The 25,017-nt window shown below is 48.3% G+C and carries 23 protein-coding genes, 1 tRNA gene and 1 rRNA gene; 9 read left to right on the forward strand and 16 right to left on the reverse strand.

Annotated features, from left to right (window positions below; genetic code table 11):
- The first annotated feature begins 84 nt into the window (after window positions 1-84).
- Window positions 85-160, forward strand: a tRNA-Thr gene (locus A7Z29_RS16385).
- A 39-nt stretch (window positions 161-199) separates the two neighbouring features.
- Window positions 200-315 (forward strand): 5S ribosomal RNA (gene rrf, locus A7Z29_RS16390).
- Window positions 316-546: 231 nt separating this feature from the next.
- Here rrf and A7Z29_RS16395 read toward each other — a convergent pair.
- From A7Z29_RS16395 to acrE, 7 genes are all read right to left on the reverse strand, one after another.
- A complete protein-coding gene (locus A7Z29_RS16395) occupies window positions 547-1,305 on the reverse strand; it encodes an amino acid ABC transporter ATP-binding protein (protein ID WP_000078344.1) in 759 nt (252 codons plus the stop codon).
- Window positions 1,306-1,312: 7 nt separating this feature from the next.
- Window positions 1,313-2,416 (reverse strand): amino acid ABC transporter permease, encoded by a 1,104-nt coding sequence (locus A7Z29_RS16400; RefSeq protein ID WP_032226589.1) that lies wholly within the window; start codon window positions 2,414-2,416, stop codon window positions 1,313-1,315.
- 9 nt (window positions 2,417-2,425) lie between these two features.
- The gene (locus A7Z29_RS16405) at window positions 2,426-3,607 is read right to left on the reverse strand and encodes an amino acid ABC transporter permease (protein ID WP_010345327.1); all 1,182 of its coding nucleotides are present in this window, start codon (window positions 3,605-3,607) and stop codon (window positions 2,426-2,428) included.
- A gap of 67 nt (window positions 3,608-3,674) precedes the next feature.
- The gene (locus tag A7Z29_RS16410) at window positions 3,675-4,700 is read right to left on the reverse strand and encodes an amino acid ABC transporter substrate-binding protein (RefSeq protein ID WP_000738598.1); all 1,026 of its coding nucleotides are present in this window, start codon (window positions 4,698-4,700) and stop codon (window positions 3,675-3,677) included.
- Between the two features lie 430 nt (window positions 4,701-5,130).
- Window positions 5,131-5,352 (reverse strand): putative periplasmic lipoprotein, encoded by a 222-nt coding sequence (locus tag A7Z29_RS16420; RefSeq protein ID WP_000825639.1) that lies wholly within the window; start codon window positions 5,350-5,352, stop codon window positions 5,131-5,133.
- A gap of 251 nt (window positions 5,353-5,603) precedes the next feature.
- Window positions 5,604-8,708, reverse strand: a complete 3,105-nt coding sequence (acrF, locus tag A7Z29_RS16425) for a multidrug efflux RND transporter permease subunit AcrF (protein WP_032226586.1) — start codon at window positions 8,706-8,708, stop codon at window positions 5,604-5,606.
- 11 nt (window positions 8,709-8,719) lie between these two features.
- Window positions 8,720-9,877, reverse strand: a complete 1,158-nt coding sequence (gene acrE / locus A7Z29_RS16430) for a multidrug efflux RND transporter periplasmic adaptor subunit AcrE (protein WP_105290485.1) — start codon at window positions 9,875-9,877, stop codon at window positions 8,720-8,722.
- A gap of 397 nt (window positions 9,878-10,274) precedes the next feature.
- Here acrE and envR point away from each other — a divergent pair, with 397 nt between their 5' ends.
- Window positions 10,275-10,937 carry an acrEF/envCD operon transcriptional regulator gene (gene envR / locus A7Z29_RS16440; RefSeq protein ID WP_105290486.1) on the forward strand — a complete coding sequence of 221 codons (663 nt, stop codon included), beginning with the start codon at window positions 10,275-10,277 and terminating at the stop codon, window positions 10,935-10,937.
- Window positions 10,938-10,939: 2 nt separating this feature from the next.
- On the opposite strand, the gene A7Z29_RS16445 is transcribed toward envR, so the two are convergent.
- From A7Z29_RS16445 to A7Z29_RS16485, 9 genes are all read right to left on the reverse strand, one after another.
- The gene (locus A7Z29_RS16445; protein WP_010345321.1) at window positions 10,940-11,119 is read right to left on the reverse strand and encodes a DUF2556 family protein; all 180 of its coding nucleotides are present in this window, start codon (window positions 11,117-11,119) and stop codon (window positions 10,940-10,942) included.
- 83 nt (window positions 11,120-11,202) lie between these two features.
- A complete protein-coding gene (gene yhdJ / locus A7Z29_RS16450) occupies window positions 11,203-12,087 on the reverse strand; it encodes an adenine-specific DNA-methyltransferase (RefSeq protein ID WP_105290487.1) in 885 nt (294 codons plus the stop codon).
- An 85-nt stretch (window positions 12,088-12,172) separates the two neighbouring features.
- Window positions 12,173-12,469 (reverse strand): DNA-binding transcriptional regulator Fis, encoded by a 297-nt coding sequence (gene fis, locus A7Z29_RS16455; protein WP_000462905.1) that lies wholly within the window; start codon window positions 12,467-12,469, stop codon window positions 12,173-12,175.
- 25 nt (window positions 12,470-12,494) lie between these two features.
- Window positions 12,495-13,460, reverse strand: coding sequence for a tRNA dihydrouridine synthase DusB (dusB, locus tag A7Z29_RS16460; RefSeq protein ID WP_001219652.1), 966 nt, complete (start codon window positions 13,458-13,460; stop codon window positions 12,495-12,497).
- A 328-nt stretch (window positions 13,461-13,788) separates the two neighbouring features.
- Window positions 13,789-14,670 carry a 50S ribosomal protein L11 methyltransferase gene (gene prmA / locus A7Z29_RS16465; RefSeq protein ID WP_105290488.1) on the reverse strand — a complete coding sequence of 294 codons (882 nt, stop codon included), beginning with the start codon at window positions 14,668-14,670 and terminating at the stop codon, window positions 13,789-13,791.
- An 11-nt stretch (window positions 14,671-14,681) separates the two neighbouring features.
- Window positions 14,682-16,133: a sodium/pantothenate symporter gene (gene panF, locus A7Z29_RS16470; protein ID WP_001175701.1), complete on the reverse strand. Its 1,452-nt coding sequence runs from the start codon at window positions 16,131-16,133 to the stop codon at window positions 14,682-14,684.
- On the reverse strand, window positions 16,123-16,365 hold the full coding sequence (locus tag A7Z29_RS16475) for a YhdT family protein (RefSeq protein ID WP_000381170.1): 243 nt from the start codon (window positions 16,363-16,365) through the stop codon (window positions 16,123-16,125). The genes panF and A7Z29_RS16475 overlap by 11 nt, the downstream gene beginning before the upstream one ends.
- A gap of 92 nt (window positions 16,366-16,457) precedes the next feature.
- On the reverse strand, window positions 16,458-17,393 hold the full coding sequence (locus A7Z29_RS16480; RefSeq protein WP_032226583.1) for a sugar kinase: 936 nt from the start codon (window positions 17,391-17,393) through the stop codon (window positions 16,458-16,460).
- A gap of 31 nt (window positions 17,394-17,424) precedes the next feature.
- On the reverse strand, window positions 17,425-18,255 hold the full coding sequence (locus A7Z29_RS16485; RefSeq protein ID WP_105290489.1) for a DeoR/GlpR family DNA-binding transcription regulator: 831 nt from the start codon (window positions 18,253-18,255) through the stop codon (window positions 17,425-17,427).
- A 340-nt stretch (window positions 18,256-18,595) separates the two neighbouring features.
- Between A7Z29_RS16485 and A7Z29_RS16490 the strand changes: the two genes are divergently transcribed.
- Genes A7Z29_RS16490 through A7Z29_RS16515 form a run of 6 tightly spaced genes read left to right on the forward strand, consistent with a single transcriptional unit; the run spans window position 18,596 to window position 24,953 of the window.
- A complete protein-coding gene (locus A7Z29_RS16490; protein WP_032226582.1) occupies window positions 18,596-19,450 on the forward strand; it encodes a tagatose bisphosphate family class II aldolase in 855 nt (284 codons plus the stop codon).
- A gap of 35 nt (window positions 19,451-19,485) precedes the next feature.
- Complete coding sequence (locus A7Z29_RS16495; RefSeq protein ID WP_105290490.1) at window positions 19,486-20,376, forward strand: substrate-binding domain-containing protein; 891 nt, start codon at window positions 19,486-19,488, stop codon at window positions 20,374-20,376.
- A gap of 60 nt (window positions 20,377-20,436) precedes the next feature.
- Window positions 20,437-21,936, forward strand: coding sequence for a sugar ABC transporter ATP-binding protein (locus A7Z29_RS16500; protein WP_105290491.1), 1,500 nt, complete (start codon window positions 20,437-20,439; stop codon window positions 21,934-21,936).
- A complete protein-coding gene (locus A7Z29_RS16505; protein WP_105290492.1) occupies window positions 21,937-22,926 on the forward strand; it encodes an ABC transporter permease in 990 nt (329 codons plus the stop codon).
- 21 nt (window positions 22,927-22,947) lie between these two features.
- Window positions 22,948-23,910 (forward strand): sugar kinase, encoded by a 963-nt coding sequence (locus A7Z29_RS16510; protein ID WP_105290493.1) that lies wholly within the window; start codon window positions 22,948-22,950, stop codon window positions 23,908-23,910.
- Window positions 23,907-24,953 (forward strand): aldose 1-epimerase family protein, encoded by a 1,047-nt coding sequence (locus A7Z29_RS16515; RefSeq protein WP_105290494.1) that lies wholly within the window; start codon window positions 23,907-23,909, stop codon window positions 24,951-24,953. The genes A7Z29_RS16510 and A7Z29_RS16515 overlap by 4 nt, the downstream gene beginning before the upstream one ends.
- Window positions 24,954-25,017: the final 64 nt, after the last annotated feature.

Raw genomic sequence — 25,017 nt, forward strand, 5'->3', positions numbered from 1 at the left:
CAGAAGTGAAACGCCGTAGCGCCGATGGTAGTGTGGGGTCTCCCCATGCGAGAGTAGGGAACTGCCAGGCATCAAATTTAGCGTGCTGATATGGCTCAGTTGGTAGAGCGCACCCTTGGTAAGGGTGAGGTCCCCAGTTCGACTCTGGGTATCAGCACCACTTTTTAGGTTAAAGTTCGGCAGATTAGAAAAGAATTTGTCTGGCGGCAGTAGCGCGGTGGTCCCACCTGACCCCATGCCGAACTCAGAAGTGAAACGCCGTAGCGCCGATGGTAGTGTGGGGTCTCCCCATGCGAGAGTAGGGAACTGCCAGGCATCAAATAAAACAAAAGGCTCAGTCGGAAGACTGGGCCTTTTGTTTTATCTGTTGTTTGTCGGTGAACACTCTCCTGAGCAGGACAAATCCGCCGGGAGCGGATTTGAACGTTGCGAAGCAACGGCCCGGAGGGTGGCGGGCAGGACGCCCGCCATAAACTGCCAGACATCAAATCAAGCAAAAAGGCCATCCTTTCGGATGGCCTTTTTGCTTTTCGAACTAACATTCAATTAATGGATTACCTGCGATAAAAATGCCCTAGTACGCTCTGATTTAGGATGCGCAAAAAACTCATCTGGTGCAGCTTGTTCCACTATCTCTCCGCGATCCATAAAAATCACCCGGTCAGCGACGGTTCGCGCAAATCCCATCTCATGCGTTACGCACAACATCGTCATACCCGATTGCGCCAGCCCAATCATCGTATCCAGTACTTCTTTTACCATCTCCGGATCGAGCGCGGATGTTGGTTCATCAAACAGCATAATCTTGGGCTTCATACAAAGTGAACGTGCTATAGCAACGCGTTGCTGCTGACCACCGGAGATCTGTCCGGGAAACTTCTGTGCATGTTCGGCAATTCTCACCCGCTCAAGGTAATGCATCGCCAGAGCTTCAGCCTCTTTCTTTGGCATCTTGCGTACCCAAATAGGTGCAAGGGTACAGTTCTGTAAAACGGTCAGATGTGGGAAAAGATTAAAATGCTGAAAGACCATTCCCACTTCCTGTCTGACACGCTCAATATTGCGGATATCTTCGTTAAGTTCGATCCCATCCACCACGATCCGTCCCTGTTGATGTTCTTCCAGATGATTAATACAACGAATGGTTGTCGATTTCCCGGAACCAGATGGGCCACACAGAACGATTCGTTCTCCCGGTTGCACGGTTAAATTTATATTTTTCAGTACATGGAATTGCCCATACCACTTGTTAACATTTTCAAGCGTAATCATCGCGTTAGCAGGTTGCAGTAAAATTTGGCTCATAGTGTCCTCAATGCGGTGTACGCCCGGTGTTAAAACGTTTTTCCAGATGCTGGCTATAACGTGACATGCTGAAACAGAAGATCCAGTAGATCAGCGCGGCGAAAACATACCCTTCCGTCGACATACCCAACCAGGCGGGATCAACGGTTGCCTGCTGAACGCTACTGAAAAGATCGAACAACCCGATGATGATCACCAGGCTGGTATCTTTGAAGAGTGCGATGATGGTATTTACCAGCCCAGGGATTACCAGCTTCAACGCCTGTGGCAGAATAACCAGCCCCTGAGTTTTCCAGTAACCCAACGCCAGTGATTCCGCCGCTTCATATTGCCCTTTAGGCAGTGCCTGTAATCCGCCTCGCACGACTTCCGCAACATATGCTGACTGAAACAGGATCACGCCAACCAGCGCGCGGATCAGTTTGTCGATACTGGTGCCTTCTGCCATAAACAGCGGCAGCATGACCGAAGACATAAACAAGACGGTGATTAGCGGTACGCCGCGCCAGAACTCGATAAAAATGACTGATAAGATACGCACAATCGGCATATGGGAGCGGCGACCTAACGCCAGTAAGATCCCCCACGGCAGCGCCCCCGCAATTCCAACTGATGCAATAATTAAAGTTAGCGTCAGCCCGCCCCATTGCCGGGTTTCAACCCGCTCAAGACCAAGAAAACCGCCATACATCAGCCACCAGACGATAAGTGGATAAATCACCGCCCAGACCGCAATATAGCGACCGCGATGTGGGAATATTTTCCAGAACATCGGCGCAATCGAAACCAGGCCAATCAGTAATGCCAGATTAATTCGCCAGCGTTGGTCGTGTGGGTAAAGCCCATACATAAATTGACCAAATCGTTCGTGGATGAAAACCCAACAGGCACCGGCTTTTGTGCAGTCGGCACGCGTTGAGCCAACCCAGTTAGCCTGCAAAAATGCCCAGTTCAGCAACGGTGGAATCAATTCCCACATCAACCACAAGCAGCCAATAGTCAGCAGGCTATTGCCCCAGCTGGAGAACAGATTTTTTCGCACCCACACCATAGCGCGGCTTGAGTTATGGCTCGCCGGGCGCGGGGGATGAGCCAGTAATACTTTTGTCATCATGACTCCTTAGCGTTCAACGATCGCGATGCGGCGGTTATAGATATTCATCAGCAGCGAGATAGTCAGGCTGATAATCAGATATACCGACATGGTCATGGCTATCGTTTCGATGGCTTGCCCCGTCTGGTTCAGCACGGTGCCAGCAAACAGCGAAACCATATCCGGATAGCCAATAGCGGCGGCAAGAGAGGAGTTTTTGACGATGTTGAGATACTGGCTGGTAAGTGGTGGAATAATCACCCGCAGCGCCTGGGGAATAATCACCTGGCGTAGCGTAACCGGGTTGGGTAATCCCAGCGAGCGGGCAGCTTCATGTTGACCATAAGGCACTGCCTGAATCCCGGCGCGGATAATCTCAGCGATAAATGCAGAGGTATAAACTGAAAGAGCCAGCGTTAAGGCTGCCAGTTCGGGTATGAGAACCATACCGCCACGGAAGTTAAACCCTTGTAGCGCCGGGATATTCCAGTGCACTGCTGCACCGAAAAGCCAGTGTGCCAGTAAAGGCAAACCAATGATCAACCCAACGGCGACAGGCCAGGTTCGGCGCAGTTGTCCGGTCTTTATCTGGTGTGTTTTATTAAAGCGGAATAGCCTAACAGAAAGGGCTATAGCCATAACAACAGCCAGGATAAATGCAAGAAACCCATCTCCCAGCTGCGGTGACGGAATATAAAGCCCACGATTGCTCAAAAAGATCAGATCTAACGCACTCACCGCCTGGCGTGGTCCGGGTAAATTGCGCAACACGGCAAAATACCAGAAGAAGATTTGCAGCAGCGGCGGAATATTACGGAAGATCTCAATATAAATAGTGGAAAGCTTTCGTAGTAGCCAGTTATCCGAAAGTCTCGCCAGACCGATAAAGAAGCCCAGAACAGAAGCGAACACAATACACAATGCTGAAACCAGTAACGTGTTGAGTAAGCCAACAATAAAAACGCGTCCGTAGGTATCGCCCTGCTGGTAATCGATCAAATGCTGGACGATACCGAAGCCAGCGCCGCGATCCAGGAAGGCAAAACCTGAAGTAATGCCGCGATTACTGAGATTCGTTACGGTGTTATGGAATAGCCAGCCTACAATGCCGACGACGGCGACAACGGCAAGGATCTGGAAAAGCCAGGCGCGCACTGTAGGATTGGCAAATGAAAGTGAACCTTTAACGGTTGTGCGGCGATGAGACATAGGAACCTCGGAAACCATAACGCTAAAGAGAGCGCCGCCGTGGCGACGCTCGTTACCTCATATCGACTTAACGCACGGGCGACGCATACTGAATACCTCCGTTGTTCCAGAGATTATTTTGCCCACGTTTAATTTTCAGCGGGCTTTCTGAACCTACGTTACGCTCAAAAATTTCCGAGTAGTTACCCACCTGTTTGATGATGTTGTAAGCCCATTTATTATCCAGCTTCAGATCCTTGCCGTAATCGCCCTCTTTACCCAGTAGATGCGCCATATCAGGCGTTGCCGGATTCGCCGCTTTTTCATCGACGTTCTGGGAATTGATGCCCATCTCTTCAGCATTCAGCATGGCGAAAAGCGTCCAGCGTACAATTGAGAACCATTCGTCATCTCCACGGCGGACTACCGGCCCAAGCGGTTCTTTAGAGATAACTTCTGGCAGCACGATCCATTCGGCAGGGTTGCTTAATTTGATTCGCAATGCATACAGTTGTGACTGATCCGAGGCCAGCGTATCGCAGCGACCAGATTCCAGTGCCTTCGCGGATTCGTCAGAGCGATCGAAGGTCACGGGCGTGTACTTCATTTTGTTCGCCTTGAAGTAATCGGCGACGTTGAGCTCGGTGTCTGTACCAGCCTGAATACAGACCGTTGCACCGTCCAGCTCTTTCGCGCTTTTTAGCCCCGCTTTATCGTGCGTCAGGAAACCAATGCCATCGTAATAAGTGACACCAGTAAATGCCATTCCCATGCCTGCGTCACGAGATGAAGTCCAGGTTGTATTACGAGAGAGTAAATCCACTTCGCCAGATTGCAATGCAGTGAAACGCTCTTTTGCAGTGAGCGGGGTGTATTTCACTTTTGTATCATCGCCAAATACAGCGGCGGCGACGCCACGACAAACATCAACATCAATACCAGAAAACTTACCGTCAGCATCGGCATAAGAGAATCCAGGCAATCCGTCACTGATCCCGCATTGCACAAAACCTTTTTTCTTTACAGCATCGAGTGTCGCGCCAGCCTGTGCCTGATTTGCAACGGCAAGCAGCACGCTGGCGGCAGCCAGTGTGGCTATCATCATCTTTTTCATAATGCTTCCTGTGAGGCGAAAATTATCGTTATAGGACGTTTGGGAAACGCCTTTTACCTGTCTGTGGCCATCCTCTTATAAGCAAAAGTAGTGCCAGCTTTTGCGCACGATTTCGCGTCGCAATAAGCTGAGTGTAGACAGGAAATAATAAAAACAGCGCCCCGCAATGGTGCGAAAATGAAACATGCGCCACATTTTGGCGCAAAATATTTACTCGTATTTTGCTAAGCAGAATAATGATTATTGGCGTGAGTATCGGTGGGGAGGATGTGATTAAAAAATAAATTAATGCGTTATTTCGACATTGAGATAATGCTGCGAGATAAAATGCTTAATTAAAATGGGATTAGCCAGCGAAATATAGCGGTGTTTAACGTATTGGTAGATTCTGTATCGTTAAACAGAGCGCGAAAGTCCGCGCTCTGTTCAGTTATTTTGACAGAGCAATGATCCCCATCGTAAGGCCGGCGACAGCCGCTGCTCCGCCAGCAATAGCCCCGGCAGTTTCCCAGTTATCCTGTGTTGTACCTTTCATACAGGTATTGGTGTGAACCAGGCGTCCCTGATCGTCATAAACCGGAACGCAGGGGGAATCGTGAGCACAGCCCGCCAGCAATGCAGTGAGCAATGCCACAGGAATTAATCTTTTCATGGTGTTACCTCAGTAATAACGCTAACGCTTAATAAGTTAACTCTCTTATTAACGAGCTGAGTGCCATTTTATCACTGGAGGTTATAAATCTTGCGGAATGAATAATGACAAATTATGTGAATTGTAAAAATAGTGAAGGGAACATGGGCTACGAAAAGTTTTTAAAGAGTGAGCAGAAGTTTATCTTATTAATTTTTATGGTTTTCACTAAAAATAATAAAGGCGCCCGAAAGCGCCTTTATGTTTCTGATTTACCCTTTAAAGCAACGGCGGATCACGACAAAGAACACCGGTACGAAGAAAATAGCCAGCAATGTTGCAGAGACCATTCCGCCCATTACACCGATACCCACTGCGTTCTGCGCACCACTGCCGGCACCATTACTGATAGCCAGTGGTAATACGCCGAGAATAAAGGCGAGAGAGGTCATCAGGATAGGACGCAGGCGCATACGTACTGCCATCAGCGTCGCTTCGACAACACCTTTTCCCTCTTTCTCCATCAGATCCTTAGCGAACTCAACAATCAATATGGCGTTTTTGGCCGACAAGCCAATTGTCGTTAACAAACCCACCATAAAGTAAACGTCATTTTTTTGATTAAAGATTGTCGCTGCCAGCAGCACGCCGACAATCCCTAACGGCACGACCAACATAACCGATACAGGTATTGACCAGCTTTCATAGAGCGCAGCAAGGCACAGGAAAACAACCACGAAGGAGATTGCCACCAAAGCAGGAGCCTGGTTGCCCGATAAGCGTTCCTGATACGACATACCTGTCCAGTCATAACCAATGCCTGCCGGTAATTTTGACGCAAGGTTTTCCATCAACGCCATGGCATCGCCGGAACTGGTTCCTGGCGCAGCTTCCCCCTGAATCTCCATTGACGGCAGACCGTTGTAGCGTTCCAGTCGTGGAGAACCATACACCCAATGTGAAGTGGTAAAGGAAGAGAATGGCACCATTTCACCATTGGCGCTGCGGACGTAAAGTTTATCGACATCTTCTGGCAGCATACGGAATTTGGCATCCGCCTGAACATAAACCTTTTTCACACGGCCACGGTCGATGAAGTCGTTAACATAAGTCCCACCCAACGCCGTAGAAATGGTCTGATTGATGTCAGAAAGCGAAACGCCTAATGCCTGCGCCTTTTCCTGGTCAACTTCAAGTTTGAATTGCGCGGTATCTTCCAGGCCATTAGGGCGCACACTGACTAAGCTGCCAGGATGTTGCGCCGCCATGCCAAGCAGCTGGTTACGAGCCTGGGTTAGGGCATCGTGACCCAGCCCTGCCTGATCAATTAACTCAAAGTCAAAACCCGTTGCCGTGCCCAGTTCAACAATAGCAGGCATATTAAACGGAATGACAAAACCGTCGCGGATCTTACCCAATTCCATTTTGGCGCGATGGATAACCGCTTCCGCGCTGTTTTCCTCACCACTACGTTCTTCCCATGGTTTCAGGCTGACGAAGGCCATCCCGGCGTTTTGCGCCTGGCCGCTGAAGCTAAACCCGTTAACCGTAAAGACACTTTCAACGTTTGCTTTTTCATTGTGCAGGTAGTAATCCGTCACCTGATCCAACACTTTTTGCGTCCGCTCTTGCGTCGCGCCAGCGGGTAGCTGAATCATGGTCAGAAAGACACCCTGGTCTTCTTCTGGCAAGAAAGAAGAGGGGAGACGTAAAAACAACACCACCATTCCGGCAACTATTAGCGCATAGATCAGTAAATATCGTCCTGTGGAACCGAGGATTTTGCCGACGCTGTTGGTGTAGTGATTAACGCTATGATCGAAGGTGGTATTAAACCAGCCGAAGAAACCGCCCTTATTTTCGTGATGCTCAGCAGAGACGGGTTTGAGCAGCGTTGCACATAACGCCGGGGTGAGAATCAATGCCACCAGAACAGAAAGCGCCATTGCCGAAACGATGGTGATAGAGAACTGGCGATAAATTGCCCCGGTAGAGCCGCCGAAGAATGCCATCGGAATAAATACCGCTGACAGCACCATCGCGATACCCACCAGTGCGCCCTGAATTTGCGACATTGATTTTTCCGTCGCTTCTTTTGGCGGGAGCTTATCCTCCATCATTACGCGCTCGACGTTCTCCACCACCACTATCGCATCATCGACGAGCAGCCCAATAGCAAGCACCATCCCGAACATCGTTAGTGTGTTGATGGAGTAACCAAAAGCGGCGAGGATGGCAAACGTCCCTAACAACACCACGGGCACAGCAATGGTGGGGATCAGCGTTGCTCGCATATTCTGCAAGAACAGATACATCACCAGGAATACCAGCATAATGGCTTCGAACAGCGTTTTTACCACTTCGTGAATAGAAAGCTGGACGAATGGCGTGGTGTCATAAGGGTAGAGAACCTTCATTCCCTGCGGGAAGAATGGCTGTAATTCCGCCAGTTTTGCCTTGATGGCTTTTGCGGTATCGAGAGCGTTCGCACCGGTTGCCAGCTTAATACCCAGGCCCGCCGCCGGTTTACCGTTGATGCGAGCGATAACGTTATAGTTTTCACCGCCAAGTTCAACCCGTGCGACATCTTTCAGGCGCACAACCGAACCGTCGCTGTTCACGCGCAGGGTAACTTTGCCGAACTCTTCCGGATTTTTTAACCGCGTCTGAGCAATAATTGAGGCGTTCAACTGTTGCCCTGGTAAAGCAGGCGTTCCGCCCAACTGTCCGGCAGCAATCTGATCGTTCTGCACTTTCAACTGGTTAATTACATCAACCGGTGTCAGCTTATATTTGTTCAGCAGATCGGCGTCCAGCCAGATACGCATCGCATACTGTGCGCCAAAGAGTTGCACGTCACCAACGCCATTCAGGCGGCTAAGCGTATCTTTAACGTTAGAGGCCACATAGTCCGAGATATCGTCCTGTGTGGTGTCTGGGTTATCAGAGACAAAGCCCGCCACCATGAGATAGCTGCTACTGGACTTTTCAACGCTGATCCCCTGCTGTTGAACTTCCTGCGGCAGCAACGGCGTAGCGAGCTGGAGTTTGTTCTGCACCTGCACTTGCGCGATATCTGGATCGGTTCCGGACTGGAAGGTGAGGGTAATTGTCACGCTACCGGCGGAATCGCTGGTCGAGGACATATACATCAGGTTATCGATACCATTCATATTCTGTTCGATAACCTGCGTCACCGTATCCTGTACGGTCTGCGCATCAGCGCCCGGATAGTTTGCCGAAACAGAAACCGCAGGCGGCGCAATGGTTGGGTACTGGGCGACGGGCAATTGTAGGATCGCCAGTGCGCCCGCCATCATCAGAATAATGGCCAGCACCCATGCAAATATCGGTCGTCGAATAAAAAAGTTTGCCATGTCAGATTGCCTTACTTCGATGCAGTATCTGCGGGGGTATCGGTAGTGGCTTTAACCTGCTCTCCCGGGCGCGCTTTTTGCAGGCCGCTGACAATGACTTGATCGCCATATTTCAGCCCTTCGCTAATCAACCATTTATCGCCAATCGCCTGGCTGGCAACGACAGGACGCGCTTCAACCTGACTTTTATCGTTAACAATCAGCACGGTTGCGTCACCACGCGGTGTGCGGCTAACGCCTTGTTGCGGGATAAGAATGGCATCGGGTTGTACACCTTCATTAATCCGTGCGCGCACAAACATACCCGGCAAAAGCGTATGTTGTGGGTTAGGGAAGACGGCACGTAGGGTTATGGAGCCGGTGCTTTCATCAACGGTCACATCGGAGAATTGCAGTGTGCCTTTCAGGGGATAGGTTTGACCGTTTTCCATGACCAACTCTACGTTGCTGGTGGCGTTTTCCTTATGCAAATTCCCTTGCACTACGGACTGCTTCAGCCTTATAAAATCGTTGCTGGATTGGGTAACATCGACGTAGATAGGATCGAGCTGCTGGACAGTTGCCAGTTCGGTCGTTTGCCCGTTAGTGACGAGCGCACCTTCGGTCACAGTAGATTTGCCGATACGTCCGCTAATTGGCGCAGTCACTTTGGTATAAGCGAGATTGATTCGGGCGCTTTCGACGGTGGCTTTTGCCGCAATCACGGCGGCATCGGCCTGGCGAGCATCAGCAATGGCTTGATCGTACTCCTGCTGGCTAATGTATTTCGTTCCCACGAGTGGAACGTAACGTTTTACCGTCAAATGCGCGATGGCGGCGGCGGCTTCACTTTTCGCCAGTTCGCCCTTCGCGCTGTCATAACTTGCCTGATAGGTCGCTGGATCGATCTGGTACAGGGACTGTCCTGCCAGCACATCGCTACCTTCAGTGAAATTACGATTCAGTACGATCCCACTAACCTGTGGGCGAACTTCAGCGATACGGAAAGCGTTGGTGCGGCCTGGTAATTCAGTCTTAACTTCTAGCGGGGCCGTTTTCACAACATGAACGGTAACCTGCGGTTCACCGACGTGAGCTTTCTCTTCTCCCTTATCGTTACAACCTGCGATTAAAGCAGCGGAGAACAGGATAAAGGAGGGCAGGAGGAAAAACCTGGCATGTTTCGTCATTACTATTCCTCAAAAAACCAAAAGCGCGTTATTTACCCGAAAAGGCAACGCGTTAACTCGCAGAAAGAAAAATACAGTTCGCTATCCTACAAATTATCATTCGTCGATGTAAGGAATAGTTATGAATACTGGCGTCTAAGGCACATAAACACAAAAAAAGATTAATATTCTAATGTTTTGTTTTGCCGCTAATTGAAATGAGATGAATTATTTTCACTTAAAATGAAATATGCATTCATTAAATGAATGCATAGTGGATAAATGATAGGCTTGAATTATTTGACGATTTATAGCAACTCAATATTAGCCTCTCGTATAAATATGCGTTAGGTGATAGATTACCCTTCGCTATTTTCTCACCCTGTGTCGAATATATTTATTTTCTGAATAATTAATCATGGCAAAAAGAACCAAAGCCGAAGCCCTGAAGACCCGGCAAGAACTGATTGAAACTGCCATCGCCCAGTTTGCGCAGCATGGTGTAAGCAAGACGACACTCAACGACATTGCCGACGCCGCTAACGTCACACGTGGCGCTATCTACTGGCACTTCGAAAACAAGACCCAATTGTTTAATGAGATGTGGCTGCAACAACCATCATTGCGGGAGTTAATCCAGGAGCGACTGGCGGCAGGGTCAGACCATAACCCGTACCAGCAATTGCGTGAAAAACTGATTGTTGGCTTGCAATATATTGCCGAAATTCCCCGCCAACAGGCATTACTACAAATCTTATATCACAAATGTGAATTTAATGATGAGATGCTGGAAGAGGCAGTAATACGCGAGAAGATGGGCTTTAATCCGCAGACTCTGCGCGAAGTATTGCAATCATGTCAGCAACAAGGGTATGTAGCTAAAAGCCTCGACTTAGACGTCGTAATGATTATTATTGATGGTGCCTTCAGCGGTATTGTTCAAAACTGGTTAATGAATATAGCGGGTTACGATCTTTATAAACAAGCACCCGCATTAGTCGATAATGTATTAAGAATGTTTATGCCAGATGAAAACACAACGAAATTAATTCATAAAACAAATGAATTAGGTATCGTATAAAGTTACATTCTATTGTGAAAATCCAGTTCGTCACAGTTAACCAGTTTTAGCGGATTAACCGAGTTCATATTGCGACATTTGTCTGTTTCTGTTGCCAGTAGTTCAATCCACTGCATCAGTAAGGTATCAAACAGAAAAACGGAGACAGCGAAAACGACGAGCCACCAATACTTGCGAATCATTACCTGAGCCTGTGCATGTTTAACCAAGTCTGGCAGGAAATATACACGAAATGAATAATCTGAAAACCAGGCTTACACTTCCTTTACTTTGCAATGAGAGCGGGGTCAACTTCGCTTAACCGACTTCGTTTTGACAGATTGCCGGTCTTTCTTTTTTTCACTTTCGCCAGATCTTCCACGGAGTAATGTGACACGACATCCAGCCGTCGAAGTCCCATCTTGATGTACTCGCTGTTAATCTCAATACCAATGAATTTTCGCCCGCTGGCGACGGCTACGGCGCCGGTAGTAAAGCTACCGGCAAACGGATCGAGAACGACATCGCCAGGGTTGGAAGAAGCGAGAATTATGCGCTTCAGTAATGCTTCCGGTTTTTGCGTCGGATGGTTTTCATATTCATCCATCAAATAACGCACGCGCGGAAAATCCCAGACATTACCCGGTACTTTTTGATGATTGTAAGGCTGTGGAGGATTTTTGCGATAATCGATCAACGCGCGTTGCGCACCGGTTTTAGCTTCAACCAGAATAGCATCACCGTTGAACGTGTAGTTCTTTGCATCTTTCACCATCATCAGGATGGGTTCGTACATGGAGCCATAGTGTTTCTTCGCCTGCACCCCAGAACTGTCATATGACCAGACGATGCGACTTTTGATGGTAAAGAACTTGCGGCACTGGATATCGATAAAGGGCATGTTTTCCGTGCTGTTCATGATGTACATGCTGCCCTGTTTTTTCAGAACGCGGTGGCACTCTGCAATCACTTCAAACAGCCAGTCGATAAACAGATCTTCTTTCCAGGCTTCGATCAGACCATCAAAATTTTTACCGATGTTATAAGGTGGGTCGGCAAAGATCAGATCGATGCTTTCGGTGGGTAGTTTTTTAAGCTCGGCAAGCGCATCACCGTGAATAATGGTCTTAGCTTCATTACCAAACCGGGTCGGTTCACATCCTGTTCTCATGGTCACTCCCTTTGTGACACCTATAAAAAAGGCGCTTCCCCATGCCGAGTAGCGCCTTTTTAATCAAGCATTTAGCTAACCTGAATTAGTTCATGCCGTACTTTTTCAATTTTTTACGCAGCGTACCACGGTTGATGCCCATCATCAGCGCAGCACGGGTCTGGTTACCACGGGTGTATTGCATCACCATGTCCAACAGGGGCTGTTCTACTTCAGCCAGTACCAGCTCATAGAGGTCATTCACATCCTGACCATTCAGTTGAGCAAAATAGTTCTTCAGTGCCTGTTTAACCGAGTCACGCAGGGGTTTTTGGGTTACCTGATCCTGAGAGTTAACGGTAGAAACGGTCAGTACGTCAGAATTTACGCGTTGTTCGAACATAGTTCTGTCAGCTCTTTATTTCTGTTTACGCAAAATTTTCGAAGTATGCCTCCAACGCCTCCAGCTGTTCGCTGGCATCCTCAATGGCGTTGAATGTGCGCCGAAACTGGTCATTTGGAGCGTGTTCCTGGAGATACCAGGAAACGTGTTTACGTGCAATTCGGTATCCTTTTGCCGGACCATAAAAGTCATGCAGTTCCCGAACGTGCGCGCAAAGCAAGCGCTTAACCTCTGCCAAAGGCAGCGGGGGCAGCAACTCCCCAGTGTCCAGATAATGCTGGATTTCCCGAAAGATCCAGGGTCTTCCCTGAGCTGCACGGCCTATCATCAGAGCATCCGCCCCTGTATAGTCGAGCACAGCTCTGGCTTTAAGCGGGTCAGTAATGTCGCCATTCGCGATAACCGGAATGGAAACTTTCTGCTTAACTGCCCGAATACTGTCGTACTCAGCTTCTCCATTGAACAAACAGGCGCGTGTACGGCCATGAATGGTCAGAGCCTGAATGCCACAGTCTTCAGCCAGTTGGGCAATCTCTTCACAGTTACGGTGTTCCGGCGCCCAGCCGGTGCGAATCTTCAGGGTAACAGGAACGTCCACTGCATTGACGACCTCGGTAAGGATCGATTTAACGACATCCGGGTACTGCAAGAGGGCTGAACCTGCGAGCTTGCGATTCACTTTTTTAGCCGGGCAACCCATATTGATATCAATAATCTGGGCACCGCTTTCCACGTTAATACGTGCTGCATCTGCCATTTCTTTCGGATCGCTACCGGCAATTTGCACGGTACGAATACCGGGTTCATCAATGTGCACCATCCGTAAACGAGATTTGTCGCTTTCCCAAACCTGAGGGTTAGAAGACATCATCTCGGATACTGTCAATCCGGCTCCCATCTCGTAGCACAACGTCCGAAAAGGTCTGTCTGTAATGCCAGCCATGGGCGCTGCGATCAGGCGATTTCTGAGCTGATATTGTCCGATGCGCATGAGTTAAGAAATGACCATACTGTGACTGCAAGGCGGCGTATATTACGCATTTTTTGCACGAGATGAAAGGCCAAACTTTGACCAATCCTCTGAGATGGATCAAAGAATTGCATTTAAAATGAGCGTGGCGCGATAATTACTCATAAAAATCATCATATTAGAAAATAGTGACTAAAATTTACACTCCAAGAAATTTGAGTAAGTTCTCAATTTTTCTTTATGAATGAAAATTTTGGCACGCAAAATTGCGTAAATAATCAGCAAATTTACGTGCCTTTTGTGACCTTGCTCGCACTTTGCTCTGCATCACCATGCGGTGATGCGAAGGTTAATTCTTACGACCGGTAATGCGACACCACTCTTCTTTTTCCACAACCGGGTCGAGCGTGAAGTTCGCTACATAAGCCTCACAAACGCTCTCTGCCTGGCTTGCCAGAATACCGGAAAGGCCCAGCAAACCGCCTGAAACCGGCAGGACGCTGATTAACGGTGCCAGTTCACGTAATGGGCCTGCCAGGATATTAGCGACCACCACGTCGGCTTTCATTTCTTCTGGCTGATCTTTCGGGAGATAGAGTTCCAGACGGTCAGAAACGCCATTACGTTCGGCGTTGTCGCGGCTGGCCTGAATCGCCTGCGGATCGATATCAATACCAATGGCTTTTGCTGCACCCAGCTTCAGCGCCGCGATAGCCAGAATGCCGGAACCACAACCAAAGTCGATGACTGTTTTACCGGTTAAATCGAGGCTGTCGAGCCATTGCAGGCACAGAGAGGTTGTTGGATGAGTCCCTGTACCAAACGCCAGCCCTGGGTCTAACATCACGTTAACCGCATTTTCGTCCGGCACATCACGCCAGCTTGGGCAGATCCACAGACGTTCACCAAAGCGCATCGGGTGGAAATTATCCATCCATTCGCGCTCCCAGTCTTTATCTTCCAGTTGTTCGATTTTATGCGCGAAGCCTGCGCCGAGCAGCGGATGGTTTTCCAGAATCGCCACCACGTCGTTCATATCGGTTTCAGCGTCGAACAGACCTATCACATCGGTATCGCCCCACAGGCGAGTTTCGCCAGGCAGAGGCTCAAACACCGGCGTATCGTGGGTGTCCTGAAAAGTGATAGAAACGGCACCTGCTTCCATCAGCGCATCGCTAAGATCTTCTGCGTTCGCGCCGGTGGTGTTCAGTTTCAGTTGGATCCAAGGCATGGCAAAACTCTTTATTTATCAGTAGTCAAAACGGTAGCTTGCGGGACGGATGTACCGAAACGGTTTCCGACCAGGAAAGCCAGCAAACTTAGCAGTAACGAGGGCACGATAGGGTGGAAGCCCAGGTACTGAATATTCAGCGTCGCAAGTACGGCATACAGCACGCCGCCGACGATCATCGCACTTAGCGCGCCTTTGGCGTTGGCGCGTTCCCAATAAAGACCTAGCACCAGCGGCCACAGGAAAACGGCTTCCAGTCCACCGAAGGCCAGCAAATTCAGCCAGATGATCATTTCTGGCGGCTTCCAGGCGGCAAGCAGCAGCAACGCGCCGAGAACTAACGTAATTACTGCCGACATCCGCTTCAGACGCGTCTCATTTTGCATTTGATCCGGACGGATATTCAGATAGAGATCTTTAATGATCGTAGCGGAACTTTGCAGCAATTGGGCGTTGATTGTTGACATGATCGCAGCCATTGGTGCAGCAAGGAAGATCCCGGCAGCAAACGGTGGCAGCACTTTTACCATCAGCGTCGGGATCACCAGATCCGGCACGGTGAGATCGGGGATCACTGCACGACCTAACGCTCCGGCAAGGTGCATTCCAAACATCAGGATCGCCACTACAACCGTACCAATGATGATCCCACGATGTACTGCTTTACTGTCTTTATAAGAGATGCAGCGTACCGCAGTATGTGGCAGACCAATCACGCCAAAGCACACCAGCACCCAGAACGACGTCATAAAGGCAGGTGACAGAATATCGTCAGCACCTTGTGGCGTAACCAGTTGTGGATCGATGGTTTGCAGCGTCTCTACTGCGTTGCTTAAGCCGCCAGCAGCATGAACCACGCCGACCAGCAGCACAATGGTGCCAATCAGCATCACCAGTCCTTGCATGGTGTCGTTCAGCACGCTGGCGCGAAAGCCGCCAAAGGCGGTATACAACGCAATACTAATACCGAAAATCAGCAGCCCGGTTTCATAAGGAATACCCGCAGCGGTTTCCAGCAGACGTGCACCGCCGATAAACTGCACGGTCATCGCACCAACGAATGCAACCAACAAACTCAAACTTGCCAGCCATACCAGAAGACGGCTCTGGTAGCGGGCAAACAGCATATCGTTCAGCGTCACCGCATTGTAGCGGCGCGCGAGAATCGCGAACTTTTTGCCAAGAATACCGAGTGAAAGCCATACCGCAGGCAACTGGATCATCGCCAGCAACACCCAGCCCAGCCCGTATTTATAAGCAGCACCTGGCCCGCCGATAAACGAACTGGCACTGATATAGGTTGCGGTGAGCGTCATCGCCAGCACAATACCGCCCATAGAACGGCTGCCGAGGAAATACTCATTAAGGAACGTGCCCGCGCTCCGTTTACGCATCGCGTAGACAGAGATCCCGAACACCACCACCAGATAGGCGACCAGCGGTAGAATTACTTCAAGCTGCATCGTCATCCTCCAGCGGGATATCGCGATAGATAAATTTTACCATTGCCCAGCACAGTCCAATAAACAGCAGCGGCGTCAGGATGCAGGCCATCTCAAACCAGCGCGGAAAGCCGGTAAAACCGGGGGCAACGCCAGGTAAGTAAGCGGCTACTAACCATACTGCCAGATACAAAAGGGTCAGCCCCAGCGCCCAGCGCGCCTCTTTATGGGCCTGAACAAAACGAGTGTCCACGGAAGGGGTCCTCCTCATGGGGGGATACGAGAAACGGGCAATTCTACGGCAAGTCTTCAGGCAGGGAAAACAATCTGACAGAAAATTGCCGTTCAGTGCCGTTGTAAAAAGTCTTCAATGTCAGCCAGTGAGGATATCCCTTCCATCGGGCCTTGCTGCATTACGGCGAGTGCGCCGCTGGCGTTAGCATATTGTAACGCCTTGTGTGCCGGGAAACCCGACAAGAAAAGAGTGACAAAAGTAGCGCCAAAGCAGTCGCCAGCACCGGTTGGATCGATGATTTCGCTATCGTGGCCTGCAATATGCTGGGCGTGTAATGTCCCGTTTTTTAGTTGGTAATAGCTGGCTCCACGCTGGGCGCGTTTTATCGCCACATGTTTTACGCCGCCGTGGAGAAGATCGCTAACAATCTGTTCTTCTGACAGATTTTTGTGACGGGCGAAGAAAGGGAGTTCGCTTTCGCTTGGGATAAAGATATCTGTATATTCAATTAAATAATCGAGAGCCTGCGCCATTTCGGGAATACTCAGCATCTCTTTGCGAATATTGGGGTCGAAAGAGACGGTGCCGCCAGCAGATTTGATCGTTGTTATCGCTTTGCGCATGACATCGATCATACGAAATGAGAACAGTGATGAACCCACAATGTGCAGATGATTACACTGTCTTAGCAAATCCTTATCAATGTGCCCGGCAGTAAACAAACCGCAGGCACTATTAGGAATATTAAAGACGAAATCCCGTTTCAGCGGATTTTGATAACTGACAAACGCTGTGCCTGTTACAGCATTGTTCATTATGTGGATACCATCGGTAATGACACCTTCATGACGCAGGCGTTCAATAATGAGACGGCCAAAATCATCGTTACCAACGCAACCGAAGAAAATAGCCCGCCGGGACAATTTTGCCACCTGTGCAGCAAAGATTGCTGGTGCGCCGCTGGGAAATGGCCCGATAAACTCCCCTGGCTGAGTGAATTTTTGTTGTGGGTTGCGGGACAAAAACTCGGCCAGCAATTCTCCCATAGCGCAGATGGTTATTGTCACAAAACCCCTCTCATTCCTGAAGTCTTTCGCGATTGGACCAGGTAAAGCAGTCATTGCTGGTATAAAGAATAACGAAATCTGCAGACTGCAATTGCTGCTGATATCGTTCGTTCATGCTGCGACTGACAATCACATTTTCTGCCTGATGAAGATGTCCGATAGCAGCCGTCGATGAATCGGTATTGGCAGTGACGATTACTGTCTTATTCTGGGCATTGTCAAAACAGAGTTGCCAGGCGGCGGCAACTCTGGGGGTATTGATATTCAGAGTACCATCTGCATCCAGATGACTGATTTCCAGAATGCTATGGGTAATGGTGAAATGCTGAAGCGCCTGTTCGAGCGGTTTTCCCGCCAGTGCGGTGTCAGGGCGCAGCATTTCACTGCCAGCCAGAATTATTTCGCCATCAATAAACTGATTTGCCAGCAGCGCATGTTCGGGATCGTTAGTGATCAGACGCAGTTTTTTTACTTCGCTGAGTAATGGAATGATCTTGCGGCAGATTGTTCCATGTCCAAGAAATAGCGTGTCACGATCGCTGATAAGGCGGGCACAATGCCGCGCAATTTCCATTTGTTGGGTCAGAGACAATATCGTAATGGGTGGTGCCGAATCAGGTTCAGGAGCGAGTGGTGTCGCAATGGCACCACCAAAAGAACGCTTTAAATACCCCTGTTGCTCCAGATAACTGAGATCGCCACGGATTGTCACGCCAGAGACGCCAAGTTGAGCAGATAAGTCATCAACTTTGATTTCACCCTGGGTAGCAACAATTTCTGCAATTTTTAATCTTCGTTTCAGTAGGTTAGATGATTTTCTCGGCACGTTAACACTCATCATTGGCCTTTAATGCGTAACACTATAGCCCCTTGTATTTTTCTTTGAAAGTTACCCTTCAACGTTATCTACATTTTGAAAATAAAACACTGGATAAAAAAACAGCAACGCAATGTATTTAATTTATTGAAATTAATAAGAAATATTTTTATTGAGATATTTTTGTGATGGTTTCGTTTATAAAGTAAAAACCAATTTTAGTTATATCTTGTAAGTTGTTTTGACGATATTCGACATGCATCACGCTTTTTGGCGCTTTTGCTGTGCTACTTTGCTTTCAAAATGAAAGTAATAATTCTCTTTCTTCGTTTTGTAAGAAGAACGCCGAAAAACAGGAGCCGCGATGTACATCATTTCAAGCAAAAATATGCTGAAAAAAGCCCAGTCAGAGGAATATGCCGTCCCCGCTTTCAATATTCATAACCTTGAAACATTACAGGTTGTCGTTGAGAGCGCCGCACAACTTCGCTCTCCCGTTATGCTGGCGGGAACACCCGGTACTTATCGTTATGGCGGAGTGGGAAGTTTAATTTCGTTAGTACAATCTCTGGCTCATGAGTACCGCCTGCCATTAGTCCTGCATCTCGACCACCATGAAGAGAGCGATGACATTTTTAATAAAGTACGCGCAGGAATTCGCTCAGTCATGATTGATGGTTCTCATCTGCCGTTTGAAGAAAATATAGCGCGGGTGAAAGAAGTCACTACGTTTTGCCACAGCCTTGATGTCAGCGTCGAGGCTGAACTGGGCCGCCTTGGCGGGCAGGAGGATGATCTGCTGGTGGATGAAAAAGATTCGGCTTATACCTCACCTGTTGCAGCCGCAGAGTTTATACAACGCACACAAATTGACTCCCTGGCGGTAGCAATAGGCACTGCACATGGCTTGTATGCGAATGAACCACGTCTGGATTTTGCCCGGCTGGAACAAATTCGTCAGTTAGTGGATGTTCCGTTGGTGTTGCATGGCGCTTCGGGGTTATCGGAACAGGACATTCAGCACTGTATCCGCAGCGGTATCTGCAAAGTGAATGTTGCGACAGAACTGAAAATTGCTTTTGCCGATGCGTTAAAAGGATATTTCTACAACAACCCGGCGGCAAATGATCCTCGCCATTATATGCAGCCAGCAAAAGCCGCTATGAAGGAAGTCGTTACGCGCATTATCGGCGTTTGCGGCAGTGAAGGAAAAATTTAATACGTTGTACCCTACAAAAACAATGAGGACTGTTTATGAAAAATATTAAATTACTTGGCTCGGCAATGTTGGTGAGTCTGGCGTTGTTCTCACAAAGTTCATTAGCAAAAGAGTATAAAATTGGTGCATCATTATTAACGCAACAACATCCTTTTTATATCGATCTTGCGAATGCAATGAAAGAAGAAGCTAAAAAAGATAATATCAATTTAAGCGTTTCTATTGCCAACCAGGATTTAAATAAGCAACTTTCAGATGTCGAAGATTTTATTACTAAAAAAGTGGATGCCATTATTATCTCTCCAGTGGACTCTAAAGGTGTACAGGCTGCGATAATTAAAGCCGACAAAGCTGGTATCCCTGTTATCACTGTTGATGTTGCTGCGGAAGGTGTTCCGGTAGTATCGCATGTTGCGACCGATAACTACGCGGGAGGTGTTGAAGCGGGCAAGTTAATGGGAAAACTATTGAACGGCAAAGGGTCTGTAGCCATTATTTCTTACCCGGCACTGCAATCGGTAGTTGCGCGCGTCGATGGTTTTAAAAAAGGGTTAAGCGATACACCGGAGATTAAAATTGTTGCTGAGCAACCGGGTATTACGCGTGCTGAAGCGTTAACGACGGCACAAAATATTATGCAGGCAAACGCCAACCTGGATGGGCTGTTTGGTTTTGGTGATGATGCCGCACTGGCAGCGGTTATAGCGGCGAAATCTGCGCATAACGACAATATCAAAATTATCGGTTTTGATGGCATGAAAGAAGCGCGCGATGCCGTAGACAGTGAAAAAACCTTTGCCGCAGTGATTCGACAATACCCGGATCAAATGGGCGCTAAAGCGATTGATGCCGCTGTGGATCATCTCAATGGTAAACCGGTAGAAAAAATGATCCCGGTACAACCCGGCGTTTATACAGGTAAATAATAAACATCTTAAACTCACAACAAAACGTCATCGGCGTTTTGTTGTGACACCGAGGTCATTATGACGGATGTTATTCTTGATGTTTCGCATATTGCGAAGACATTTGGTCATGTTCAGGCGTTAAAAGATATTACACTCTCCTTACGCAAAGGGCGGGTGCATACTTTATTAGGCGAGAATGGAGCGGGTAAGTCGACATTAATGAAAATACTCGCTGGAGTTTATCCGCCAACTCAGGGAACGATAAAACTACGTGGTGAAACCATCACCATTAATAATCCACAACATTCACGCCAGTTAGGGATTGCTATTATTTTTCAGGAATTAAGCCTGAGCAACAATATGACAGTGGCGGAAAACATTTATGCCAATAATGAACCACGCCGTTTTGGCATTATTAACGATAAAAAAATGCTCGCAGATTGCCAGAGTCTGCTCGCGGAACTGGGCATCCCACTGGATCCGCTGGAAATGGTCGGCAATATGTCGATGGCGCATCGTCAACTGGTAGAAATCGCCAAAGCATTAAGCTACGCGGCGGATGTCGTGATTATGGATGAGCCGACATCTTCGCTCAGTGATAACGAAGCAGAGATTTTGTTTAATATTATTGAAAAGTTAAAACAGCGAGGATGTGCGATTATTTACATCTCTCACCGCATGGATGAAATTATGCGGATTTCGGATGATATTTCAGTGATCCGCGATGGTGAATATATTGCAACGCATGAAAAGAAAAACAGTGATATCCAGCATTTGATTGCCCAGATGGTTGGGCGGGAAATGAAAAATATCTGGCCAGCACGTCTTGGGGAAAAGCCGGATGAAAATGTTCCTGCAAAACTGGAAGTAAAAAATCTTTCCCATCCTTCGCTCTTTAAGGGGGTTAATTTTGCTGTTCGCCCGGGGGAAGTGCTGGGATTTTTTGGCCTTGTAGGTGCCGGGCGTTCTGATGTTATGAAGGCGCTGTTTGGCCTTATTCCGTACCACGGAACAGTGTTGATTGATGGCAAAGAGGTCAGGATCGCTAATCCCAAACAGGCCATTGATCATGGAATTGCTTTCGTAACGGAAAACCGCAAGGAAGAAGGGTTGGTGCTGATGCACGACGTCAATATGAACACGCACCATGTGGCGTTTCAATATAACGCTTCGCGGATGGGACTCATTAATCACCGGCAAGAAGAGGCGAGAACGGTTAAATCTGTCGCCAGAATGAACACAAAAGTGAGTTCCGTACATCAGGCTGTGGGGGCGCTGAGCGGCGGCAATCAACAAAAAATCGTGTTATCGAAATGGCTGGAGAAAACCCCGCGAATTTTATTGCTTGATGAGCCAACGCGCGGTGTGGATGTCGGCGCAAAATTTGAAATTTATAACGTGATACGCCAACTGGCGGCGGCGGGGACGGCCATTATTCTGGTGTCTTCTGAACTGCCAGAGGTTATGGCGCTAAGCGATCGTCTGGTGGTGATGCGTAATAAAACAATTGCCGATATTTATTCATGTGAAAATTTAACGCAGACGCAAGTAATGACCGCTGCAACAGGAGTGCGCTAAATGACAGAGAAAACTCTCTCCAGTCCAAAACGTTCTGAAATTCCCATCGCAAATAGCTTTAAAAAAGTCTTCAGGCAATATGGCGGTATCCTCAGTGGAATGGTGGTGTTAATCATTCTGTTCAGTTTTATTAATGACAGTTTTTTTACCACCAATAACATCACCAACATCATTCTTCAGGTGTCGATAATTGCAATTACCGCCTATGGAATGACTTATGTTCTTTTACTTGGCGATATTGATTTATCGGTCGGTTCAACTATTGCATTGATTGGTACATTTGCTGCTCTTGGGGCTTCATGGGGAATTCCATTTATTTTATTGGTTCCATTATCCATTATTGCAGCACTGGCTCTGGGGATGATAAATGGTGGCTTGACGGCTATAGCGGGTATCCCTTCGTTTATTGTCACCGTTGCTACTATGGGGATCTTCCGTGGGATCGCTTATATAGTGACTGACGGTATGCCTGTCATGATTAAAGATGATGCCTTTCTGGCGCTGGGGAACGGTGAATTTCTCTATATACCTATTCCTATCTGGATATTAATAATCTTATTGCTGGTTAATCATTTTATTCTTACTAAAACAACCTTTGGTCGGAAAATATATATTACCGGCGGTAATAAAGAAGCGGCAATCTATTCGGGTATTAATGTAACTCGCCTAAAAATTAAAGTCTTTATGATTACGGCGGTGTTGGCAGGCATTAGTGGGATGATCCTCGCCTCGCGCCTTTACTCAGGGCAGCCGAATTCCGCACTTAGCTACGAGTTGGATGCCATTGCTGCTGCCGTATTGGGGGGCACCAGTCTCAACGGTGGTTATGGCACGGTGGTGGGTACGGTGATCGGCGCATTAACCATAGGCGTTATTAATAATGGTATGAACTTAATGAACGTTCCTTATTTCTACCAGATGGTGGTTAAAGGATTAGTCATTCTGGTAGCCGTTTATTTTGACGTAAGAAATAAAAGAAAACGCAGCTAATTATTTCAAGGAATTAATCATATGAATAAGGTCTTCACAATTGGAGAAATTCTGGTTGAAATTATGGCGAGTAAAATCGGCCAGCCATTTGACCAACCGGGTGTCTGGAACGGCCCTTATCCCAGTGGCGCGCCTGCTATTTTTATTGACCAGGTAACACGTCTGGGGGTTCCATGCGGTATCATTAGCTGTGTGGGGAATGATGGTTTTGGCGATATTAATATTCATCGCCTGGCGGCTGATGGTGTTGATATCCGGGGAATTTCCATCTTACCTCTGGAAGCTACCGGTAGTGCTTTTGTGACGTATCATAAGTCAGGCGACCGTGATTTTATTTTTAATATTAAGAATGCCGCGTGCGGTAAATTATCAGCGCAACATGTTGATGAAGATATCCTGAAAGATTGTACTCATTTCCATATTATGGGCTCATCACTGTTTTCATTTCATATGGTCGATGCGGTAAAGAAAGCGGTAACTATCGTAAAAGAGAATGGTGGTGTTATTTCTTTCGACCCTAATATTCGGAAAGAGATGCTCGATATTCCAGAAATGCGCGACGCCCTCCACTTTGTTCTTGAGTTAACGGATATCTATATGCCCAGCGAGGGCGAAGTGTTGCTCTTGTCGCCACATTCGACGCCGGAGCGTGCAATCGCTGGTTTTCTTGAAGAAGGTGTTAAAGAGGTGATTGTGAAGCGCGGCAATCAAGGTGCCAGTTACTACTCCGAGAATGAGCAGTTTCATGTTGAGAGCTATCCGGTGGAAGAAGTCGACCCAACCGGTGCGGGAGACTGCTTTGGTGGTGCGTGGATTGCCTGCCGCCAGCTAGGGTTTGATGCCCATCGGGCATTGCAATACGCCAACGCCTGCGGTGCACTGGCGGTAACCCGACGCGGCCCGATGGAAGGGACTTCCCGGTTGGCGGAGATCGAAGCGTTTATCCAGTGCCATAGCATGACTATTCGGGAAGCCGCGCAATGAATAATGAAATATGGTCGTGGATAGGCGATCTCTCGCAGGTTGCCGGGATTAAACACTATGAATTACGTAGTGGCAGAGCAAAGGGCACGGAAGCGTTTGATGTCCGCACAGGTGGGGGGCTGGCGTTTACGGTGGTAAAAGATCGTGCGCTGGACATTGCCTGGGCCAGCTATAAAGACATGGCGCTTTCTTTCATCACCCCCAACGGCATCGTCGCGCCAGCTTTTTTTGAGCCGCATGGCAACGGTTTTTTGCGTAGCTTCTATGCGGGATTATTAACCACCTGCGGGTTAAGCTACATCGGTACGCCCTGTGAGGATAATGGTGAAACGTTAGGATTACATGGGCGCCTGGCTGCGACACCAGCTGAAGAGGTGGGGTATCGCACAGAACGAACCGACGACGGTATTGAATTTATCATCAATGGCAAAGTGCGGGAAACGCGGCTGTTCGGTGAAAATCTGACGCTTGAGAGAACCATTCGCTGCCGCTATGGCGAAAATGTGCTGCGCATTGAAGACAGGGTTACTAATCAAGGTTTCACCCGCCAGCCGCTACAAATTCTCTATCACTTTAATTATGGCTGGCCTTTATTATCGCCACGGGCCGAAATATTGCTGTCAGCGAAAGGCGTGACGCCACGGACTCCGCGCGCGGTGGAAGGGTTAGCCAACCATCTGGAGATTTGTGCCCCGCAGCCAGGTTTTGACGAGCAGGTTTACTATCTCACGTTGAATAGTGACGATGACGGAATGAGTAAGGTTGCGTTGGTGAATGCCGAACTGGGATGGGGAATTTACGAAAAATTCGACACCCGGCAGCTACCCAATTTTATCCAGTGGAAAAATTTAGGCGCGGGTGAATATGTTATGGGACTGGAGGTCAGTAATAGTTTTCCTGACGGGCGTGATAAAGAACGAGCGCAGGGGCGTCTGCCCTTTATTGAGCCAGGGGAAACAAAGAAATACAGCTTTGAGCTGGGAATTGTTGATGGCGATGCTGAAATTAGTGCGTTGAAAGCGGAAATTGCAGGCTACCGTTAGCGGCAATAAAAACACCGGGCAGTGTTAACAGGCCCGGTGTGAATGCATTCATTGTTAAACGCGA

The sequence above is a fragment of the Escherichia sp. MOD1-EC6842 genome (genome assembly GCF_002965705.1).
GTDB classification, from domain to species: domain Bacteria; phylum Pseudomonadota; class Gammaproteobacteria; order Enterobacterales; family Enterobacteriaceae; genus Escherichia; species Escherichia ruysiae.

Coding starts and splice junctions, on each gene's coding strand:
- A7Z29_RS16395 (WP_000078344.1), bottom strand. CDS start 1,305: ATGAGCCAAATTTTACTGCAACCTGCTAACGCGATGATTACGCTTGAA.
- A7Z29_RS16400 (WP_032226589.1), bottom strand. CDS start 2,416: ATGACAAAAGTATTACTGGCTCATCCCCCGCGCCCGGCGAGCCATAAC.
- A7Z29_RS16405 (WP_010345327.1), bottom strand. CDS start 3,607: ATGTCTCATCGCCGCACAACCGTTAAAGGTTCACTTTCATTTGCCAAT.
- A7Z29_RS16410 (WP_000738598.1), bottom strand. CDS start 4,700: ATGAAAAAGATGATGATAGCCACACTGGCTGCCGCCAGCGTGCTGCTT.
- A7Z29_RS16420 (WP_000825639.1), bottom strand. CDS start 5,352: ATGAAAAGATTAATTCCTGTGGCATTGCTCACTGCATTGCTGGCGGGC.
- acrF (WP_032226586.1), bottom strand. CDS start 8,708: ATGGCAAACTTTTTTATTCGACGACCGATATTTGCATGGGTGCTGGCC.
- acrE (WP_105290485.1), bottom strand. CDS start 9,877: ATGACGAAACATGCCAGGTTTTTCCTCCTGCCCTCCTTTATCCTGTTC.
- envR (WP_105290486.1), top strand. CDS start 10,275: ATGGCAAAAAGAACCAAAGCCGAAGCCCTGAAGACCCGGCAAGAACTG.
- A7Z29_RS16445 (WP_010345321.1), bottom strand. CDS start 11,119: ATGATTCGCAAGTATTGGTGGCTCGTCGTTTTCGCTGTCTCCGTTTTT.
- yhdJ (WP_105290487.1), bottom strand. CDS start 12,087: ATGAGAACAGGATGTGAACCGACCCGGTTTGGTAATGAAGCTAAGACC.
- fis (WP_000462905.1), bottom strand. CDS start 12,469: ATGTTCGAACAACGCGTAAATTCTGACGTACTGACCGTTTCTACCGTT.
- dusB (WP_001219652.1), bottom strand. CDS start 13,460: ATGCGCATCGGACAATATCAGCTCAGAAATCGCCTGATCGCAGCGCCC.
- prmA (WP_105290488.1), bottom strand. CDS start 14,670: ATGCCTTGGATCCAACTGAAACTGAACACCACCGGCGCGAACGCAGAA.
- panF (WP_001175701.1), bottom strand. CDS start 16,133: ATGCAGCTTGAAGTAATTCTACCGCTGGTCGCCTATCTGGTGGTGGTG.
- A7Z29_RS16480 (WP_032226583.1), bottom strand. CDS start 17,393: ATGGGAGAATTGCTGGCCGAGTTTTTGTCCCGCAACCCACAACAAAAA.
- A7Z29_RS16485 (WP_105290489.1), bottom strand. CDS start 18,255: ATGATGAGTGTTAACGTGCCGAGAAAATCATCTAACCTACTGAAACGA.
- A7Z29_RS16490 (WP_032226582.1), top strand. CDS start 18,596: ATGTACATCATTTCAAGCAAAAATATGCTGAAAAAAGCCCAGTCAGAG.
- A7Z29_RS16495 (WP_105290490.1), top strand. CDS start 19,486: ATGAAAAATATTAAATTACTTGGCTCGGCAATGTTGGTGAGTCTGGCG.
- A7Z29_RS16500 (WP_105290491.1), top strand. CDS start 20,437: ATGACGGATGTTATTCTTGATGTTTCGCATATTGCGAAGACATTTGGT.
- A7Z29_RS16505 (WP_105290492.1), top strand. CDS start 21,937: ATGACAGAGAAAACTCTCTCCAGTCCAAAACGTTCTGAAATTCCCATC.
- A7Z29_RS16510 (WP_105290493.1), top strand. CDS start 22,948: ATGAATAAGGTCTTCACAATTGGAGAAATTCTGGTTGAAATTATGGCG.
- A7Z29_RS16515 (WP_105290494.1), top strand. CDS start 23,907: ATGAATAATGAAATATGGTCGTGGATAGGCGATCTCTCGCAGGTTGCC.